This is a genomic window from Pseudoalteromonas sp. ABE4_541 (genome assembly GCF_056312285.1).
Map to the genome: position 1 here is coordinate 207,689 of NZ_JBSVEM010000005.1, position 19,762 is coordinate 227,450.

Annotated in this window: 18 protein-coding genes; 8 read left to right on the forward strand and 10 right to left on the reverse strand. The window is 41.8% G+C overall.

Annotated elements, in window-relative coordinates; translation table 11 throughout:
• Positions 1-30: 30 nt before the first annotated feature.
• Positions 31-894: an alpha/beta hydrolase gene (locus tag ACW689_RS07210; protein WP_476289792.1), complete on the reverse strand. Its 864-nt coding sequence runs from the start codon at positions 892-894 to the stop codon at positions 31-33.
• 212 nt (positions 895-1,106) lie between these two features.
• Here ACW689_RS07210 and ACW689_RS07215 point away from each other — a divergent pair, with 212 nt between their 5' ends.
• From ACW689_RS07215 to ACW689_RS07245, 7 genes are all read left to right on the forward strand, one after another.
• Positions 1,107-3,230 carry a winged helix-turn-helix domain-containing protein gene (locus ACW689_RS07215; RefSeq protein ID WP_476289794.1) on the forward strand — a complete coding sequence of 708 codons (2,124 nt, stop codon included), beginning with the start codon at positions 1,107-1,109 and terminating at the stop codon, positions 3,228-3,230.
• 203 nt (positions 3,231-3,433) lie between these two features.
• Entirely contained in the window at positions 3,434-3,847 is a 414-nt protein-coding gene (arfB, locus tag ACW689_RS07220; RefSeq protein ID WP_476289796.1) for an alternative ribosome rescue aminoacyl-tRNA hydrolase ArfB, read from the forward strand.
• Positions 3,848-3,912: 65 nt separating this feature from the next.
• A complete protein-coding gene (locus ACW689_RS07225) occupies positions 3,913-4,653 on the forward strand; it encodes a fimbria/pilus periplasmic chaperone (RefSeq protein WP_476289798.1) in 741 nt (246 codons plus the stop codon).
• 46 nt (positions 4,654-4,699) lie between these two features.
• Positions 4,700-7,111: a fimbria/pilus outer membrane usher protein gene (locus ACW689_RS07230; RefSeq protein WP_476289800.1), complete on the forward strand. Its 2,412-nt coding sequence runs from the start codon at positions 4,700-4,702 to the stop codon at positions 7,109-7,111.
• Complete coding sequence (locus ACW689_RS07235) at positions 7,108-7,980, forward strand: hypothetical protein (protein ID WP_476289802.1); 873 nt, start codon at positions 7,108-7,110, stop codon at positions 7,978-7,980. Before ACW689_RS07230 ends, ACW689_RS07235 begins: the two co-directional genes overlap by 4 nt.
• A 170-nt stretch (positions 7,981-8,150) precedes the next feature.
• Entirely contained in the window at positions 8,151-8,651 is a 501-nt protein-coding gene (locus tag ACW689_RS07240; RefSeq protein ID WP_476289804.1) for a hypothetical protein, read from the forward strand.
• 400 nt (positions 8,652-9,051) lie between these two features.
• A complete protein-coding gene (locus tag ACW689_RS07245; protein ID WP_476289806.1) occupies positions 9,052-9,831 on the forward strand; it encodes a class I SAM-dependent methyltransferase in 780 nt (259 codons plus the stop codon).
• A gap of 26 nt (positions 9,832-9,857) precedes the next feature.
• On the opposite strand, the gene ACW689_RS07250 is transcribed toward ACW689_RS07245, so the two are convergent.
• Genes ACW689_RS07250 through ACW689_RS07265 form a run of 4 tightly spaced genes read right to left on the reverse strand, consistent with a single transcriptional unit; the run spans position 9,858 to position 13,056 of the window.
• Positions 9,858-11,084, reverse strand: coding sequence for an ATP-binding protein (locus ACW689_RS07250; RefSeq protein ID WP_476289808.1), 1,227 nt, complete (start codon positions 11,082-11,084; stop codon positions 9,858-9,860).
• A 7-nt stretch (positions 11,085-11,091) separates the two neighbouring features.
• A complete protein-coding gene (locus ACW689_RS07255; RefSeq protein WP_476289810.1) occupies positions 11,092-11,781 on the reverse strand; it encodes a response regulator in 690 nt (229 codons plus the stop codon).
• Positions 11,781-12,146: a DUF3019 domain-containing protein gene (locus ACW689_RS07260; protein WP_476289812.1), complete on the reverse strand. Its 366-nt coding sequence runs from the start codon at positions 12,144-12,146 to the stop codon at positions 11,781-11,783. The genes ACW689_RS07255 and ACW689_RS07260 overlap by 1 nt, the downstream gene beginning before the upstream one ends.
• Before the next feature lie 22 nt (positions 12,147-12,168).
• Entirely contained in the window at positions 12,169-13,056 is an 888-nt protein-coding gene (locus tag ACW689_RS07265; RefSeq protein ID WP_476289814.1) for a MipA/OmpV family protein, read from the reverse strand.
• 156 nt (positions 13,057-13,212) lie between these two features.
• Between ACW689_RS07265 and ACW689_RS07270 the strand changes: the two genes are divergently transcribed.
• Positions 13,213-15,243 (forward strand): beta-propeller domain-containing protein, encoded by a 2,031-nt coding sequence (locus tag ACW689_RS07270; protein WP_476289816.1) that lies wholly within the window; start codon positions 13,213-13,215, stop codon positions 15,241-15,243.
• Positions 15,244-15,305: 62 nt separating this feature from the next.
• Here the strand turns inward: ACW689_RS07270 and ACW689_RS07275 are convergent, their stop codons facing one another.
• The 5 genes from ACW689_RS07275 to ACW689_RS07295 all read right to left on the reverse strand — a co-directional run bounded on the left by ACW689_RS07275 (position 15,306) and on the right by ACW689_RS07295 (position 19,758).
• Positions 15,306-16,751: a HEAT repeat domain-containing protein gene (locus ACW689_RS07275; RefSeq protein ID WP_476289818.1), complete on the reverse strand. Its 1,446-nt coding sequence runs from the start codon at positions 16,749-16,751 to the stop codon at positions 15,306-15,308.
• A gap of 40 nt (positions 16,752-16,791) precedes the next feature.
• Positions 16,792-17,337 (reverse strand): hypothetical protein, encoded by a 546-nt coding sequence (locus ACW689_RS07280; protein ID WP_476289820.1) that lies wholly within the window; start codon positions 17,335-17,337, stop codon positions 16,792-16,794.
• A gap of 42 nt (positions 17,338-17,379) precedes the next feature.
• A complete protein-coding gene (locus ACW689_RS07285; protein WP_476289822.1) occupies positions 17,380-17,763 on the reverse strand; it encodes a hypothetical protein in 384 nt (127 codons plus the stop codon).
• Positions 17,764-17,968: 205 nt separating this feature from the next.
• Complete coding sequence (locus ACW689_RS07290) at positions 17,969-18,766, reverse strand: hypothetical protein (protein ID WP_476289824.1); 798 nt, start codon at positions 18,764-18,766, stop codon at positions 17,969-17,971.
• A 146-nt stretch (positions 18,767-18,912) separates the two neighbouring features.
• Positions 18,913-19,758, reverse strand: coding sequence for a hypothetical protein (locus ACW689_RS07295; protein WP_476289826.1), 846 nt, complete (start codon positions 19,756-19,758; stop codon positions 18,913-18,915).
• Positions 19,759-19,762: the final 4 nt, after the last annotated feature.

A 19,762-nucleotide genomic window follows, 5' to 3' on the forward strand; every position in this document is an offset into this window, starting at 1 on the left:
GCCATAGCAACCCAAATGCGCCGTGCCGAGTTACGTGCGCGAATTTAATAACTCAGATAACCAATTAATAGAACGAACACCTGTCAAAGGAAAGGCCGTTTGATGGCTCCCTTCCACAACTTCATGGGTCAACTCAATGTGCTTTCCTGAATGGGTTTTAAGTAAATTAATAAACTGGTCGGCTTGTTTAGCGAGTTTTTTCTCCAAAGTACCATACGATACAAACACATGTACTTTTTCACCATTTTTCTTAAGTGAAGCTTGCACTCTATCAGTATTCAAAATGGGTACAGCTGAACCTAAAGATGGACTACCCAAAATATAGTTCTGAAAGGTATCAGGCTGTGTCAGTAACGTGTAAGCACCGAATGCTCCGCCGAGAGAATAACCAAAATAGGTGCGGTTGTTTGGCAAGGTTCGGTAGTTATTCTGAATATATTTGATCACATGATCACGCATAAACGACAAGTGCTGTTGTGCCTGGCCAAATTGATATTTTGCTTGCTCTTTCGGGTTTGGAGATGGACTTATAGAATAATCACGAAATCGACTGACATATTCACCAACCTCCTTTAACACCGATGCGCTGATATTCTTTTGCCAAGAAATACCAACCAAGATCACATCTTCCATCTGGTATTCACTTATTGCCGACAATGCCTCTATATGCCAAACCGCATCAGTAAAGTAGAGCACCGGATAGGCCTTATCGGTTGCTTCAAAATACTTTGGAGGGAGTTTCACATACAAGTCATATTGCCTACCATCCACGCTCGGAAGTGAGATTGTCTCAACTCTTGGCATATTATATGGCATGCTATCACTGGCCTTACTAGGACAGCTTAATAAAGTGAGCAGCGTAGTAAAAATTGAGAGCCATTTCATAATCATCATTATTTGCCTTTGTTATTTATCAACACAACTGAGTTTTAACAAATGAAGACAAAAATACTTGACGCTTTACTGAATTTTGCTTGAATTTTAAATGATTAATAAAAAAGTTTAACTTTCAATAAATTAAAGATTCAATTAGCAGCATTTTACACTTATGCTAGTTTGCAAATAGTTGCACTGATGCTTTCTTCAGCAAATTGAGCAGGGGATATATGACAACACAGTATTGGCTTGGTGGCTTTTTTGTCGACTTGTCTAGAAACCAAATCACGCACAATGGGCAAACCCTCACTCTGGCACCAAAAGCTCTAGCAGTACTCACTTATCTTGCCAAGCGCCGAGGTGAAGTAGTCAGCCACGACGAATTACTCGACGCTGTGTGGCAAAATACGGTGGTATCACCTAATACACTGCAAAAAAGTATTGCCCAACTTCGAAAAGCGCTGGGTGATGATGGCAAAGTACAAATTTATATAAAAACACACGCTAAAAAAGGCTATAGCTTAGAGTGTGAGGTGAGATGGCAAAGCAATGAAAGTTTAGCGCCTGCGAAGCACATTGATACTGCACGCGACCAAGCCTCAGACGCGCAACAAGTGCCTTCGACAGCAAAGGTTACTCGCAAGTCAAAACTGCTCACAGCAATGTGCGTTATCATCGCCGCAGGCATCCTAACCTATACCATCATGCCACAGCAAACCAACACAAAAATCACGTTTAGTGAGATCCACCCTTTAACCGCGACAGATGACAAAGAGTTTTCTCCTTCTTATTCTCCGGATGGCAAATACGTTGTTTTTCATCGTTACTTAGATAAGCAATGTAAAAACCAACTCTGGGCCAAAGACAGTGTCACTCAACAAGAAACGTTGTTGACCCAAGATTGGGCAGCTTATGGCGATCATAATTTTTCACATGACGGAAAAAAACTCGTGTTTATTGAAACAAATGCATGCGGCGAAGCGGTCACACAAAATGAGTGTTATAACCTAGTGACACTCGACTTTGAAAAAGCACTTGAAAGTGCGCAACAACCTGTCGTGGTACAGCAGTGTGTCAATTCGACTTTAAAAATGCCTATTTGGTTAAACAATAAAGAAGTCGCGCTCATGCAAAGCACTTCAGGGCCAATGAAACTCATCAAGTACTCCATTGATGAACATACCAGTCAAGAGCTATTTTCAATCAACAATGGTAACTTAATTTATTTTTCCTATTCGAAAAAATATGACTTATTGGCCGTGATCACGGTTCACGAGGATGATGCCTATTATCTTGAAATGCTCAGACCGAATGGTCATATTATTTCGAGCAATAAGCTTCTCTACCCGCCTGAAATCCCAAAATATCATAGAATATATCCGCGCTTTCATCCCCAACAAAAGCAGCTCATTTTTAGTACGGGTAAACAACTGTTCACGCTGTCTTTTGACGGACAAATAGAAAAACTCAGCGTGCCGTTAATGGACAGAATGATGTTACCTGTTTTTCACCCTAGCGGAGAAAAGTTATTAATGATCAAAGGTCCTTACGACAGCGACATCATTAAGCTAAGCATGGATGAACTTCGCACAAGCGCCGATGAAAAAAGCAATTATAAAAGCTTTACTCGCTCGAACCATGATGACGATAAAGCTAAATTCCAGCCGGGTGGTGAGCTGATTGCATTTTTATCAAACCGCTCCGGCGACACCCAAATCTGGTTAAGTGATACAAAACGTACTTATCAGCTCACCCAGTTCCCGATAGATAACTATATTTATGGCTTCGACTGGGCACAGGATGGTAAACGTATTATGGCCAGCGTGAACCGAGAGCTGGTCGAAATCTCGCTGGATGGAACTGTCCAAAAACACCCTCTCAATACCCCGGCCATGAGACTTTTCCAGTGGAATAGCGATGCAAAAACAGCGCTGATGCTTACTCGCATTAAGGGAATCACGCAGCTAGTAGAATATAACTTTGCAACAAACAAACTCACCCAGTTATCAGATAAACAGGTCGTATGGGCACAAAAAAGTGCGCAAAACCAATTAATATACCAAGATCAACTGGGACAGTTTTGGCGTTCAGGAGCACTGGAAGACAGGCGCATACGCCAAATTGATGGCTATGGGTTAGGTGCTGACATGTTTGTATTAAAAAACAACACCATTTATTCCGTTAATAGCCAAAAGCAAGTTTGGTCCTATAATTTAAACAATGACAAATTAGAAATATTGGGCACAACCACAAAGGAAGCAGACCGCATCACCGATATAAACCAAAATGAATTACTGCTATCAGTCACCGTTGCAGCGAAAAAAGAAGTGGTGGAGCTCGTTTTGGATAATTAGCCTTAGGCATTTTTTAGAGTGACAACAGGCTGTCACTCTAAAAAACAAATTAAATCGTTGGCAACGTCGCATTATTGGCCAAGCTCATGTATCCAGAGCAAAGCTAAAATAGGTCTAAATCAATAAAAATACGGATTTTGATGCTTTTTTAACTAATCTTGACTGTGGTAAACTAAGCGCTTTGTCATCGCCTTGGAAATGTTGTGCTACGTATCTCAAATACTGTTGAAATTGCTGCTTGGGAAATAGAACTCACAGCCATTCGAGCTCAAGGTGCTGGTGGACAAAACGTCAATAAAGTTTCAAGCGCAATCCACCTTAAATTTGATATTAAGCACTCTGCATTGCCAGAGTTCTATAAACAACGGTTACTTGCACTTAACGATAACCGGATCACCAAAGATGGAGTGATTGTGATCAAAGCACAAACACACCGCACTCAAGAGATGAACAAAGAAGAAGCGTTACAACGTTTGAAAGCGCTTATTTTAGATGCAATCAAAGTCGAAAAGGCACGTAGAGCAACTAAGCCAACACGAAGTTCACAACGCAAACGTGTCGATAGCAAAGTAAAACGCGGGCAAACTAAAAACTTGCGTTCAAAGATAAAATTTTAAATATCGTAAAACACAAACAATAGCGGTATTTTCTTTAAACACGTGTATCAACAGAAGGTAAAAGTATGGTAGTACAAAAGTATAAGTCACGTTTCTTGGCGGTCCCTCAGATGCGTAAACTACTGTTATTACTTTTGGGTTTATCAGCACCAACGATGGCCTATCAAGTACAGCCTATGATTGTTGATCTTGCATCGCAGGGTAAAAAGTCACTCGTTACTTACCGCCTACAAAACCCAAGTGACAGTGCTTTACCCATTGAAATTGAAGTGTTTAAGCGCACATTCGACGAAAATCAAAAAGAAGTACTGGTCAGTGCAGAAGAAGATTTTCTGGTACTGCCACCTCAAATAGAAGTGCCAGCCAAAGGCTATCAGGTTTTTCGAGCCAAATATTTAGGCGCGGCAGATTTGAAACAAACAGATTCTTACCGCATCGTATTTAAACAGCTGCCATTACCAAATGACGATGAAAAGTCTGGGGTAAAAATGGTATTTAACTTTGCTACGCTCGTGTTTGTAAGTCCTGATGGTATCAAAGCCAAGCAAACAAGTAGCGTGCAATGTGACAAAATTGAAGATTGTCACATGACCATTCGCAATGAAGGCGACCGAGTGCTTGATTTGTCGGCATTTGAATATCACTTTCACGAAGGCAGTACGGTGATCAATTGGCCTCAATTTCAATCAATCACGGCGGGACGTTTTATTATGCCCGGACATGCAATAGAACTTGATCTCAAGCCGCTGCTCGTCGACAAGCCAACCAAAAGCGCAGCACTTATCAACCTAAATGATAAGAAGTAATAAATAAACGATGCTGAAAAGGGGCTTTACAAAAAGGCCTGCACAAATGAAGTGTGTTTTATTCTCACTCATTTGTGCGTGGGCACCTCAGTCTGTCGCCGCGGTTTACTCTATGGAGTTTCCTGTGCGATTAAATGTTGCCGAGGTGGGGCAAATCACTGCCGCCGTGGAAGGGTTTGAACTCAAGTCTGTCTCTGCTGCCGACTTTAAAAAAAATCTCGAGTCGGTATTAAGTGACAGCGTGCTTACATGGCTGGCGGATAAAGGGGAACAACCAGTCACCATTGCGCAGTTAAGCGCGCAAGGCATCACCTTGACACTACAAAGCCAAGACTTGACCATCAACATGTCATTGACCGAACAAGCAATGGCCACCGATAGCCTTTCCTACGGCAGAGAAAAACACTTTGAGCTGCCAAAAGGTGAAGCAAAGTGGGCAATATTAAACAACTTTAATTTGAACCATGAGCGCAATGATAACAACCGCGCATATCAATCACAGTTTGAGTGGCTAATGAATGCCAATGTGGGTGGTGGTGATGGTTTAAATATGCGCAGCTCTGTATTTTGGGAAAGTGGTGACACGCAGGATGCGCATTTTTATCGCGGTGATATCGCGCTATTTTATGATAGGCCAGATAAACCAATGCGCATTACCCTTGGTGACACCCAACTTAATAGTGTGGGCCATTTAACAGGTGCACAGTTGGCAGGTGTTGGCATCTCCAAAGCATATTCCAAATTACAACCACAAAGGCGCATCACTCCCAGTAACAGTCAACAATTCGTACTTCCTCGAGCTGCAACATTGGAGATCTTCGTTAATGAATATTTGATCTCAAGGATCAAGCTCCGAGCGGGTCGCTATGATCTAAGCGACTTACCTCTAAGCTCGGGTGTCAACAATATTCATGTCGTGGCAACTTATAGCAATGGTGAAACGCAGGCGTTTGACTTTACTACACATTACAATGCACGCTTATTGGCCAGTGGTTTAAGCGATTACGCGTTCGCAATTGGCCGTTTATCAACTGTTGATAATGGTCATTATCACTATGATGACGACTTGTTCGCCTCAGGCTATTACGATCGCGGTATCACTGATAGACTGACGATTGGGCTAAATGGTGCTGCACACTCACTCGGTCACGTACTTGGCACCGTGGTTAGTTTAAATAGCCCCATTGGTAATCTCTCGCTGCGCTATTCTCAAAGTAAAAGCCAAGATGTTTTAGGTAGCGCCTATTCGATTGAAACTGAACACAGCGTTTTTGGCCATGGAAATTATGGCTCACCAAACTTACGCTTAGGTTATGAAGTCAAAAATGACTTTACCAGTACACCATGGCAACAATTTGATACTGTCGCCGACAATAAACGCGCATATTTAGATTACAGCTATTTTATTAACGAGTATTTAGACTTTAACCTCAATGCCTCTCGTACAACCAACATTGATTCGTTGACGAGCAAAAGTGCTTCCGCTGAGTTCAACCTTCGCTATGACGGTTTTAGAGTCAGAGTTGGGTATAATCATAATACCAGCGATGATCCTAACGTTGTGTCTGAAAATCAATTTGTACTTAATTTCTCATGGAATGGCCATAACCGCCAAAACGGCATTCGCACCCGAGCACAGTACAATAACCGTTCTAAAGTGGCCAGCGCAAGCTATGCCAAAACCAATAGCAATTTTGTCAACGATTATGGCTATGAAATTAGAACTGAAAAAGGCAGTAATTATCGTCAAGAACAGCTCAAAGCAAGTTATACCGGTGCATTTTTTAGAACCGACATAAGCGCAAATAACTATACTCGCTCTAACATGACAGATGACAGTGGCGCAAGTATCAACCTGTCTACTAGCCTAGGGCTTGCCGATGGCTACTTTGGTATGGGCGCCACAACCACCGCCCCATTTGCTGTAGTAACAAAGCACAAAACCCTAAAAGACACGGATGTACTGGTCAACATCGACCGTTTTGGACGCGCTCAAACCAAACCAAGCCAACATATTGGCGCGCTCGTTTCTTTAGGCTCAGGCTATACTCAATCACAATTCAATATCGATGTACCTGATGCACCACTGGGTTATGACTGGGGGCCAGGCATGTATCGTTTAGTGGGTGGCGCGAACACAGGACACCGACTGCAGATTGGTTCAGAACTTTCCTATACCGTCATTGGCACCTTGTTAGATACTCAAGGCATGCCTATTGCAATGCAAAGAGGGCAGGTTATACAGCAACTAAAGAATGACACTCAACCCCTTGTTCGAGCATTTTTTACCAATAGAGCAGGGCGGTTCGTTGTCGAAGGTATAAGTACCGGTGAATACCGTGTTGAAATCGAAGGTCTGAGTGGACGCTTTATTGTGCAAGACACAGAGAAACGGTTTATACGCATTGGCACCATTGAGCTTGAACAAAACCGCCCGAAAGGAGACTCAAACGAATGAAACTCAAGATATTTTTAATACTTTTTTTGGGTTATCTATTATCTAGCTCACCTGCACTTGCTAAACGCAAAGGCAAAAAGTGCGCTGGTAACTTACTTGCTACGTCACCTTCATCGGATATCATTGAAGAGCACGGTAATCGAGTTTCAGTGTATTTGCCGTTAAAAGTGCAAGTTTCTGACCCCCTATTAAATTGTGCCGATGAAATATGGGTCGAAGATGTTTATTACTACTCTTTAGTCTTTACCGGCCCAACAGAATATAAATACGCTCGCTTGCTCGATGAACAATTTAACAACAAGTGGCCCAGCAACGGCATATGGCGGTTTCCGTTAAACAACTACACAACGAATATGTGGGTACGTTTACAACATTACAGTCTATTTCCTTCAGGGAACTACAGTGGCATTGTAAAAGTATCTGTTGTGCGCAGAAATAGAATCATCGAAGAGCAATACTTGAGCATGAACTATTACTCACAGCCTCAAGTCGCTATCTCAATCGATACCACTAGCCAAGGCAAAGTGTCAGGTAGTAATGGCTTCTACCAAATCGATTTAGGTGAACTAAAAAGCGACATGCGCTTTTATTGGGGTATCAAAATACTCAGTAATAGTTCGTACGATATTGTTTTGGACTCAGAGTTCAATGGCTTACGTCATGAAACCGACACACGCTCATTGATCGATTACAGCATTAGTTTTGATAACGTCAAAATATCGTCGTCTGAACGGCTTATGCGCGGCTATAACTTCTATCCCGGTGTCAGAAATCGGTGGTATGGGTTTGAATTTGTACTGGGAAACACAGATCTAATGCCAGCCGGTGTTTACCGAGACAATTTATCTCTCACAGTCTACCCCAGGTAAGCGTTTGATATTGAATGAGTTTAATTTAACACTTCAGAAAAACCAAAAAAACAATTTAACTTTTTAAATTGTTGGCCCCCCTTTTGCTTAATGTTTGGCATATAGGTAACAACGCCTAAACATTAAATTAGATAGCAATATTAAGCTGTATCTTATCAAGGGGATAAAACATGAACACATTACTTAAATCATTATTCGTAGCATCTGCACTTACTTCTATGACAGCAGCGGCAGGTGTTTTAGACACTACAGGTTCAGAAGCTAAGTTCACATTCGAAGGCACGATTGCACCTATGTGTAAAACCAACAGCGGCCTTAGCAACAGTGTTACAGGGTTAAACCTTGATTCATCTCAGCAAACACAAGAAATCGGTACTCTTGATGTGTGGTGTAACACAGGCAAAAATGCAACGACTGAATATACTTCTTTAAACGGTGGTTTCCTAGTTGCTAATAACGCTCAAAAAAGCAAAATCGCTTACCAATTAAGCGTAGGTACTACGAGCGGTATCGAGTTAACAAGTGCATACAAGCATGTAGATACTTCAGCAGGTACAGGTAGTGATGGCTCTACACTTGCAACGTCACTTAAAATCACACCACAATCAACCGGTTTAAATGACGCTGGTACTTACTCAGATACAATCACAGTAACAGTAAGTCCTAACTAATATAAATTTTGGCAATGAGATATTAGGCCAATCTCTCATTGCCTTCCCCCGAAAAAAGCTAGTCGTGTGTTTAGGCTAGCTTTTCTTCACAATTGGCTTGGGCTAATTCTAGTACTCATTCACACAATAATAGTGACTATAACACCTGATCATATCTGGCAAGCCGGTGCCAAAAAACTACCACTTATCGTAAAGACCATCTACCTCAAAAGCGCAACAAACGGCATCCTCAACAAACGAACAAGATAAAAGCATCGTTACTTTTGAAAAATCAATTCAAATACAACTCGATGCGTATGATGGAATACACCCAGACTGAACACCTGTGCTATTGTGTGATTAGATTTTTATAAAGTCACCATAAGCGAACGTTAATATCAAACAACTTCATGGCAACGAAATGATGAATAAAAACTATTTAGAAATTAACAGACAAACCTGGGATCAAAGGACGAGCCTGCATCTAGATTCCAAGTTTTATGATCTGGATGCCTTTTTAAAAGGCAAATGTTCACTAAATAGAATCGAATTAGAGCAAGTAGGTGAAGTAAAAGGTAAATCGCTTTTACACCTTCAATGTCACTTTGGTCAAGATACCTTATCATGGGCCCGCTTAGGCGCTGAAGTAACAGGTGTTGATCTGTCACCGCGCGCAATTGAGCAAGCAAAGTCACTCAATCAATCGCTCGGACTTAGCGCAACATTTATTGAAAGCGATGTTTATCAGTTTGGTTTAACCAATACTAAAAAGTTTGATTTAGTGTTCACTTCATACGGCGTATTGTGTTGGTTACCTGATTTACACTTATGGGCACAAACTATTGCACAAGCACTTAAAGTGGGTGGTGAGTTCCACCTCGTGGAGTTTCATCCCGTGAGTGATCTGCTTGGTGGATATTCGTACTTCCCGAGTAAAACGCCTGACATAGAAGAAGAGGGCACTTACACTGAAAACTGTGCTGGCGACAAATCTACAGTTGTCACTTGGCCTCATTCTTTAAGCGAAGTAATTAATGCTTTAATTGCAGCTGGGCTGGTCATTGAATATTTTAATGAGTTTCCCTATAGCCCGTACGACTGTTTACCTAATTTAGAGTTTGTTGAAAACTTTGGCTACATGAAGTTGCATGAAAATACTAAAGTGCCCTTAATTTACGCCATTAAAGCCAGAAAAACATAACTAACTCAAACGCTGATACCCACTTATCAGAGCTTCGGCAAACGGACCACAAATTGAGCGCCACCAATGTCAGCATCTTCTACAATGCATTCCCCACCGTGCCATGTCACGATTTTATCGACTATGGCCAAGCCTAAGCCAAACCCACCAGAACTCTTATTGCGGCTTTGCTCAAGTCTCATAAAAGGCTCAAAGACTTTATCTTGATCAGCTTTGGCAATGCCTTTACCATCATCTGACACATTCAAATAAACCGCTTCAGATGCCAGATGGATTTTTACTTCAATCAAGCTTGTTCCATATTTATCGGCATTTTGTAATAGGTTTTGCACTGCTCGTTCAAGATGGTGCCGCTCAGCTCTGATATAACACGGCTGGCTTGGCGCAAGGAGCTCAACCTGCTTTTGCGTGATACGTTGTAGTTTGTGGATCTGCTGCTGTACGATTTCGCATAAATTAACGCGTTCAAATTTGAGTTGCGTTTGCGCCATCTCCAAACGTGCATAACTGAGCATTTCGTCGATCAATAGCTCCATTTCTTGCACATCTTGAGACATTTGCTCCACAGGCTTAGGAGCCTCATTGGCAAGCATGGCTAAAGCGAATTTAAGGCGAGCCAAAGGCGTTCTCAACTCATGCGAAACCGCATTCACTAAGTGCTTTTGATTGCTCATTAAATTGGCGACTTTGACAGCCATAGAATGAAATTGACTGGTCAGTGTTGCAATAGCAGAGAAGCGTGAGGGCGCAATAGAAATATCTAATTCTCCCTTTGCAAGTTGCCCTGTCACATACTTTAGCTGCATAAGGTCTTGCCACAGCGGCCTTAACCACAACATCAGCAATAGGCCCAACGCGACGAATGAAAACAACTTTATCAGATATTTTGACAACATAGCCTGTTTTGGCGGCGCGAAAGGACCAAGTTGAACGAGACTTTGTTTATCTTGCATTAAAAATGACAGTACAGCCTGATTGTGCTCTGTGTAGGTGGTGATCACTTGCCCTTGCAACAATAATGCGCGCTGCTCTGGCAACCATGCAATTTCATCCAATTGATGCCTTACAATACGGCTATCTAGTTGCTCAGGCTCAACAACACTGGATTGTAATAGTTGAGCAACTTGCTTCGCGTGCCTTAACTCATCGGGCGCCTGATATAGATAGTGTTGCCAAATAAACTCACTGCCTTGGTTGATCAAAATAATACTAACAAACACAACTAAATATAAACTGATCAGCAAACGGATCATTATTTTACTAACCCCATGCAGATTTGGAGCATAAATAGCCTTTTCCCCAAACAGTGATCAAACGTTCTGGCTGATCTAAATTATCGTTGAGCTTTTTGCGTAATCGTGAGATCCGCACATCGACACTGCGATCTAGACCATCATATTCACGACCAACTACGTGCTTGTATATATACTCTCGACTTTGCGTCTCGCCTGCATGGCTTGCTAGCGCCCACAGTAAATCAAACTCATAGCTAGTTAGCTCAACTTCTTGCTGAGCTAAACACACTTTGCGATTTGCTTTATCAATCGTCAATTGCCCTAGAGTCAATTGATCACTCGCTTTTAAACTTGTGCCATTACGTCTTAGTAAAGCATTGATCCGGGCTAATAAAACATGAGGCTCAACAGGCTTTATCACATAGTCATCAGCACCTATTTCAAGCCCTCTGACTTGATCAAAATCACTGTCTTTTGCAGTTAAAAATAAAATAGGTCCACAGTAGCTAGGACGTACATGGCGACAAACACTAAAACCGTCTTGGTTTGGCAACATAATGTCTAGGATCACCACATCCGGTTGTTTTGCGATAATTTCTCTCACCGCTTCATCGCCATCGTGCACTTGTGTTACCTGTAAACCATGACTTTGCAGAAATTGAGCTGTTAAATCAGCAAGGCGTATATCATCTTCAACGAGCATAATGTGAGCCATTAGAAAATACTCCAATCCGTTTTTAATCTTCTTCGATATTGGCGACTACTGGCCGCATTTACTTTAATTGTTTGTTGTGCGAGCAAATTATTTTGTCCGTCAATAAGCGTAAATGTCATGCTTTTTTGCAGCGCTACATCAAGCTTTTGCGATATATTCTGCCTTGCTTGCCAACACTTCAGTTTCGTTTTTTCTTGGTATAAACAGGCATTAACGGGAGTCTGAGTTTGCCAACTCACCTTAACTGTCATCTGACAAAGTTCACCTAACTGACGTACCACGCAGGTCATTGGCTTTAATTCTAAGTGATTCTCTGCAGGTGCTTGAACATTCGCTATCAAATTATTACCGTACAAAACCATCATAAGCGCTCCTAGGTACTTCGCGCTAGAATTCATAGAGCCCCCCAATAAAGAAAGAGCTACTGCCATTTTGTTCTACGATGGGGCTATTACGAATACCACTATCTAAAAACTTATGCTTGGCACTGATTTTTAACTGCCAATCTTCATTGATCCGGTAGTTAAATGCTGCAGAAATGAAAGGTGAGAAAGTGCTATCACCTTGATAATAGGTTTTTTCACCCAATTTATCTTTCGCACTTAAGCCATAGTAATAATTAACTAACTCTTTACTTTGCCAATGTATACCGATGTTGAACTGAAGCTTTGCGGGTATCGATTCTGGAAGCGCAAATTGATGAGTGTACTTTAAAGTAGCGTGTTGGCCTTTATAAACACTAGCTACGTCAGCAAGCCACGATGCGCTCAACTTATGTCGCTCACCGATATACCAGTGCGCTAAAAGCCCGCCATCAATAGTCCAATCCCGTTCCCCAATATCATCAATTGTGATCCTTTTAGTACTCTCATTATTGTCAAAGGGAGGCGGATTATCTTCGCCGCTCACTTCATTGCTAGCATCGAGCGCTTTATCTGGGGCAATAATATTTCGAATATGAAAACGCTCAAAATAGGCTTGCTCTGCGTTGGGTTCGATGATCACGCTTATATCAAACTCAGGTACATCCACAAATGTATAGCCTAATGTGGTGTTTTCAATAAAAAGTCGTTCGTTATAGTAGCTGACATAAGGCAGTACAATAAGTGGAAAGTTATCACCACCATTAAGTGGATTGGTCATGACCCCAGCACCCAGCGCAACAGAGAAGTTCCATTGTCCTACTTTGGCGCACTCATCCGACGGAGAGTCACATGTTTGTGCGTGTGTAGTCGCACATCCAAATAAACCAAGTGCCCATACTATTTGTTTCAAACTCACCTCCCACTGTTCTAATAGCTAATTTACCACCGTATTTGCAATTTGCTATATCAGGTAACACTTAATAACAAATAGGTATTTAAAGGTAACAGTTAAACTTGGCCAATTTCGTACAGTATGTTTAGAGCAAACAATAAAAGGAGAGATGTTATGTTTTACCCACGTTTATTAGCTTTAAGCGTTACTGTATTGCTAAGTGCTTGCTCAGACGGCGATACAAAAACGTTACCAGATGACCAAACGGCTACCTTGCCACAATTAAATGATATTAAGGTCTCCACCAGCCCGCTGGCCAAAGCAAGTTCAGACCAATTTGCCACTAATTTGAAAAATGGTTTATTTGTTCGCCGGTATTCTTCATCAACACTTCCTCCGACAGCAGGAGATCAAAGTAACGAGATGTCGGCCACTATCACCGCTAACTTTTCAACAACCAATCAGCAAGAGCTTGGTGTGGATGAAGCCGACAGAGTCAAATACGACGGACAATATATGTATATTGCCGCCAACGGTATGCAAAACATAACGGATACGCAAACAAGCACGCAATATGTGCGTATTATGAAGCGAGATGACAGCGGGTCTTTAACACCGGTAAAGCAGCTCACCACGTCAGATATTGCTTATCAAAAACAACAACTTTACTTACATGACAATACACTTGCAGTATTAAACCATGACTATGGTTGGTTTGGCATTTTAGAGCCGATGGCCATGGCCAGTACTTCAGTGATGGAAGGCGATATTTTACCCGCCCCCATGTCGCAAAAATTTGAGTTGAGTGTGATGGATGTTAGCCAGCCAGAACAAGCTGCAAACAAAGCACATTTTGTGATTGATGGACAGCTAATTGATAGCCGGGTTATTGGTGAGCACCTATACCTCGTGAGTAACTATTATCCTCATTTTGATAATTTCAGTGCCACTGATGGTGATGAGCAAAGTAAACTTCGCGACTATCAAGCATTGCAAAATGAGCAAATTAGCAACTTTATTCCCAAAATAACGAACACAATCACTGAGCAAACAAACCCATTATTTAAAGCTGATGACTGTTACATCAGCGCAGACGCAACAAACGCAGATGGCTTTGACGCTATCATGACAGTCACAAAAATTGCACTTGATGATCCATCACAACGCAGCTCTATTTGCGTCAACAGTCAAATAGATGGCTTGTATGCGTCAACAAAATCTCTTTATACCTACAGTACTTTGTACCTTGAAGACAAAACCCAATCTGTGATCCACAAGTTTGATTTAGAGAAGAGCGAACCGAACTACAGTGCAACAGGGTTAGTTTCCGGTCATTTAGGTTGGAGCAATGCAAATTTACGCTTTAGCGAAATGTCGCAGCACCTTCGTTTAGTTACCTCAAATGGCAATAGCCTCGAAGGCTTTGAACACACCTTATACGTGCTTGAACAACAAGGCGATAAATTAAACGCCGTCAGCCAGCTACCTAATGAACAGTTTCCAACTCCTATTGGTAAGGTCAATGCAAAAGGTATCGTAGATGAGAATGTCTATGCGGTGAGATTTACCGAGCAACAGGCTTATGTCGTCACTTTCAAACAAACAGACCCACTGTATGTGATTGATTTGTCAGATGCCCTCAACCCAAAAATTGCAGGCACACTAGAGATCCCGGGTTATTCTGCCTATTTACACCCCGTCGCAAATGGTTTACTGCTAGGTGTTGGCCAACATGTTGAAGATATGGCGGCTGATACCCCCGTAGTCAGTCAGGGCGCAAAAGTCAGTTTATTTGATATAAGCGATATGAGTGCCCCAAAAGAACTGAGCACGCATACCTTCGAAGGCGCTTATACAGCAGCGGAGAACGACTATCACGCATTTAGCTTTTTGTCGATGAATGACAGTCAATATCGCTTTACTTTACCCATTGAAACTTGGCAAAGCACCAGCACAGAACCCAGTTTTTCAACTTGGACACGCAGCAACGAGTTAGCACTCTTTGCTTTGGATATCGATAGCAAACAATTGAGCTATAGCGGCAGTAGCCCAATCAATTACTCAGATGAAAAAGACAACCTCCCTTACATTTGGTCAGGAGATGACCGCTCTATTATTCACCAAGACTATGTGTATTACATTCATGGCAACTATGTATGGCAAAGTACTTGGCAAGCGCCCGCTAAAAATACCGGCCCGCACTAGAAAATTACCGTAAGCCATAGCAAAGCCATGTGCCATGCACATGGCTTTTTTATGTGCATCAGTTAGCCCGGCTGACTGTCAAGCAGCTCCGTCAGCTTTTTAATAACCACCGGATTCGACGTCGTGTTTTTCAATTGCTTTAACTTAGCAACATTGCCGACACTCAACGGTTGCTTTGTTTCCAGCATGGTTCGCGTAAATGCAGCCACAAAACGAGGTTCAGGTGACGACAGTAACGCGCTAACCACCGCGTCTTGATAACCTGACTGTTTACTTAACACTTTAATACTGTTGAGTTTTACCCCTTTATCTTGACTGTGAAGTAGAGGAGGTAACTGCGCCAACAACTGATCATTTTTACTATTCGCAATAGCCAAAACCGTTGTTGATAGGTTGCGTTGCTGTTGCAAATTATCTTGCAAATAACTTTTAACCGTAAGCGGCTGATCCGGCGTAAAATAGCCCATTGTACCAATGCTTAGTAGCGCGGTATTTGCTACTTGATTATCTTGCTGCTGAGCTATCGATTGTAGGGCTTGTAAAGACAATTCACTAGACGCTCCAAAGCGACCAAGGGCAATCGCCACTTTGTGTTTGTCTAAGTCCCGTGTCTGCTCAAATTGGAGCAGATCCACCAGCATTGCCTCGGCTTCTGGTGTTTGTAATTTCTGTAGCGCATAGATCAGTGCAGAGCTCGACTGTGGCATCGCGTTCAACAACTCCAAAATGTCATAAGCACTGTAGTGCTCAACCATATATGCGCCAACCGTTTTAGCCAGTTGGGGAGATAAAGACTGCTTTATCGTAACCGTTTGCTCCACGGTATAACTTTGCTGCTGTTGTGACCAAAGACGCATATTGCGATAAGTTAAACTAGTGATTTGTTGGCGCGAATTAAGCGCTACCAGCCAATTTTCTTGTTCTTTCGCAGGTTGATAGCTGGGATCTAAATAGTTTTGCGTCACAATTTGACGTGTAATGGTATTGCCATCGCGATCATATTGATAGCTGACCTGTCTTTGCGGTTCTTTAAAACTTAAGGTGCCATTGAGATTGTAACTCATTAAATTAAACACTTGCTGCGTAACCTGCAACGTGTGTTCAGCCGGTAATCCAAGTAAATCAAGCTGCTCATAGCGGGTATCATTACGCTTTACGGTAAAAGGTAATTCACTTACTAAAGAAGTAACACGATTATCTTGGCTGTAGCTAATATCACTGAGTTTTCCAAGCCAGCCTCGCTCATCGGCACCTTTGTGTAACTGTAACTGTAGCTGCATATGCCAGCTCAGTTTTGAATGAGATAAAACAACCTGATTGTCGCCTTGAATAGACGACTCAATTAATACGTGATAACTGTGTTGATGCGTTTCACTTTTTTGCTCCTTTGGTAAAGTTTGTGCTTGTACCGCCGAGCGATTGTTGTGTTCACTAGATGATTGAAAAAAGACCAAATAACCCACAGCAGTAACGACTGCAAGTGCAAACGAAAGTACTTTAATTTTCATAAAAACTCCTGATAGGGTGGCGCTAAGCCACCCTTAAAAATTAAAGCTGCTGCCAACTTGGGCTTGCGTACTCATAAAAAGTTGTTTCACGCTCGTAGAGCGGATCCCACTTACAGATATCAACATTAAACTTCAACAAACCCCAAAGTTTCTTCCAGTAAGCTTCTATTTTGCCGTCGCCACCCGATAGCTTGCCAGAAACCTTAAGCTCCAAGAAACCTTCTTCAAGCACTTGTTCATCTACCACAACACGACGAATACCTGCTTCTACATACCCTTTCGCTTTTACTTTGAGTAGCGACAATTTACCTTTCACACCAGCTTCCGCAATACCGTAGCCAAATGTACCGTATGCCGAGCTTGATACTAAACCACCAATAAATGGCTCTACGGATGCATAAACATAATCAGGGCGGCGTACACCACCCGCTTCAAATGGCTCATCATTGTCGTAGCCACCGATCACGCCACCGACTTCAAATTCTGCACCCGCTTCAATACCCGCACCAAATTTAACACCCAACCTCATCAGGCCCAGTGGATCAAGTGGTAGCTCTAGTTTTGGCTTAATAGGCTCTGGGATCAAATCGAAGTAGTATTCAACTGGATAGGTAACTGATGCATCTAATCAATCATCACAGTTTGGCTTGAATTCAGCGACCGTGTCTTCACCAATTTCAAGGTTAAAGCTCATACCTTGTGTGCAATCAAGCTTTGATGGGTTGAAAGAAAACTCAACAAAGCCTACCGCTAACTTGAAATTTCTGTTGTGTAACTTCAACCAGTTACTACCCTGATAAAAACCGCTGGTGGCGCCATTTGCAACACTGTCAACAAACATCCAGCCTTGCTGACCACGGTACTGATGAGTACGACCAATCGCCTTATTTTTAGTCACGACTCTCGCGGCCTGCTCTACATAGCCAGGATCTTTATAGATAGATGCTTGTGCTGGTGCCATCACTAAGGCACCAAGTAACGCAGATAAGCACATAGAAGTAAAAGTTTTCATTATTTTTCCTGTTTATATGGTTTTGAAAGATCATTAGGCTGCGCAGCCGGGCGCTAATACAGACACAAAAACTTACACCTTAGTTACAAATGTGTTTATTTTGGGCCCTTAGTTTAAAATCCAGACTTTTGGCTTGAGTTTAGAGTTTTTGGTCAACCCAGCGATGTGAGCCACTAGAAAAGGCTGTGAAAATTGTTTATTTATGTTAATGAGTTTTTCTGAATAATGTATCAAGGTAAGTGCGCGTCTTTTCTTGTGCGGTTTGTGGTAACCAACGTAAGTGGGCCTGATAAAATGAGTCTTGCTGATGCAAGGCTTTAAGCAATGTATCTAGGCGCTTTATGAAAGCTGCGCTTTGCTCGTTGTTATTACACATCCAATGACCCAGCACATACTTAGGCGCCCCCTCAATATCGTAAACACGGAATTTTGTGGGTTCTCGCTCATTTTGGTTGTGACGAAAAATTTCCGCGGGATAACCAAGCAAGAAATCCGCTCTTTTACGCTTGAACATAAAATAAGTCATGTCGTAATGATTCGTGCCATCACGGAGCACTTTATTCTGCTGTGGCACATTTAATAGTTGCTTATCTAAAAATGGTCCATATGACATGCTAGGCGCGAGCACAACTAATGCGTCTCTATTGTAGTTGAATAACAGAGGTAATGACTTCACCTCACCTTGCTCATTTAACAGTTTGCTTTGTAATGGTGGTGCAGAAGCATGCAAATACAACCTGCGACTGAGATATATATTAACGGGTAAGCTGAACAAAAACTCGTTGAGTCGTTCAGGTGTTTTAATGCGATTCGATACACAGACAGCATCTTTACTTGAACGCATTGCGCGTAATGCACGTTTATAACTTGCAGGAACAAAGGTTAGCCCATCAGTCTTAAGCTTGTCGAGCAACAATAAGTTGGTATTATTGGCGATATTCGTAGCGGGCATTCTATGTAGATAAACGTTTAAATCCTTCTCATCATCTATGTATAACTGCACTGCGTTAACGCCAGTAACTACAAACATCATAAATAAAAGAAACAACGGCATTAAAATAACGACAACCTCAAGAGTCACTTATCTTCAGCATAGGTTAAACTACACATAATGCGCAGTAACTTGTGTTACAAACGCAATAAATCACCTTACAAATTGTCAATTAACGTTTTTAAGTACAATGTCGTTTTCGATTTATCAACCTCAGGCAACCACTTGGTATGAGCCTGATAAAACTCCGCTCTTTGATACATAAGCTTGATGTGTGTATTGAGCTCACCGATGAAAAGTTGACTAGACGGTGTGTCATTGCACATCCAATAGCCAATAGAAAATTTAGGGCTCCCGGAAATATAGTAAGCTCTAAGGTTAGCTTTTTTCTGTTGCATATTTCGGTAAATATCAGCAGGGTATCCCAGAAAAAAGTCCGCTCGTTGTTTTTCGAACATATCGTAAATTGTGTCGTAGTAATCTTGAGAGTTTCGTATCAGTTTATTTTTTTTGCTGATTTTAGCTAACTGAGAGTCTAAAAATGCGCCATAGGAAATTGATGCACCTAACACAATAATAGACTGTGGGTAGGTTCTGAATAAAAGGGCTAGAGACTGTAAATCGCCATTATCATCAAGCAGTTCATCTTCAAGCGGTTTTGCGGATCCTCTTTGATATAAGCGACGACTCAAGTAAATATTGAGTGGTAAGCTATATATAAATTCTTTCAAACGCTCCGGTGTTTTTAACTTATTTGTCATGCAAACTGCACTTTGACTTTCCCGCATAGCTTTCACTGCTCGATTGAAACTCCCCGGTAAAATTTCTAAAGAACTGGCCTCAAGCGCTTCGATCACCATGAGATTTGTTTCATTCGCGATACTGGTTGGAGGGATATCTTTTAAATACACGCGCAAATCGTTTTCATCATTCACGTACAGTTTCACTGCATGGACTGAACCCACAAATAAAAATAAGCTCAGGATGAAACAATTAAAAAGCATACAT

What these genes read in the sequence shown, in the direction of transcription:
- ACW689_RS07210 (WP_476289792.1), bottom strand. Translation starts at nt 894, where the DNA reads ATGATGATTATGAAATGGCTCTCAATTTTTACTACGCTGCTCACTTTA.
- ACW689_RS07215 (WP_476289794.1), top strand. Translation starts at nt 1,107, where the DNA reads ATGACAACACAGTATTGGCTTGGTGGCTTTTTTGTCGACTTGTCTAGA.
- ACW689_RS07225 (WP_476289798.1), top strand. Translation starts at nt 3,913, where the DNA reads ATGGTAGTACAAAAGTATAAGTCACGTTTCTTGGCGGTCCCTCAGATG.
- ACW689_RS07230 (WP_476289800.1), top strand. Translation starts at nt 4,700, where the DNA reads ATGAAGTGTGTTTTATTCTCACTCATTTGTGCGTGGGCACCTCAGTCT.
- ACW689_RS07235 (WP_476289802.1), top strand. Translation starts at nt 7,108, where the DNA reads ATGAAACTCAAGATATTTTTAATACTTTTTTTGGGTTATCTATTATCT.
- ACW689_RS07240 (WP_476289804.1), top strand. Translation starts at nt 8,151, where the DNA reads ATGAACACATTACTTAAATCATTATTCGTAGCATCTGCACTTACTTCT.
- ACW689_RS07245 (WP_476289806.1), top strand. Translation starts at nt 9,052, where the DNA reads ATGATGAATAAAAACTATTTAGAAATTAACAGACAAACCTGGGATCAA.
- ACW689_RS07250 (WP_476289808.1), bottom strand. Translation starts at nt 11,084, where the DNA reads ATGATCCGTTTGCTGATCAGTTTATATTTAGTTGTGTTTGTTAGTATT.
- ACW689_RS07255 (WP_476289810.1), bottom strand. Translation starts at nt 11,781, where the DNA reads ATGGCTCACATTATGCTCGTTGAAGATGATATACGCCTTGCTGATTTA.
- ACW689_RS07260 (WP_476289812.1), bottom strand. Translation starts at nt 12,146, where the DNA reads ATGATGGTTTTGTACGGTAATAATTTGATAGCGAATGTTCAAGCACCT.
- ACW689_RS07270 (WP_476289816.1), top strand. Translation starts at nt 13,213, where the DNA reads ATGTTTTACCCACGTTTATTAGCTTTAAGCGTTACTGTATTGCTAAGT.
- ACW689_RS07275 (WP_476289818.1), bottom strand. Translation starts at nt 16,751, where the DNA reads ATGAAAATTAAAGTACTTTCGTTTGCACTTGCAGTCGTTACTGCTGTG.
- ACW689_RS07285 (WP_476289822.1), bottom strand. Translation starts at nt 17,763, where the DNA reads ATGAAAACTTTTACTTCTATGTGCTTATCTGCGTTACTTGGTGCCTTA.
- ACW689_RS07295 (WP_476289826.1), bottom strand. Translation starts at nt 19,758, where the DNA reads ATGCTTTTTAATTGTTTCATCCTGAGCTTATTTTTATTTGTGGGTTCA.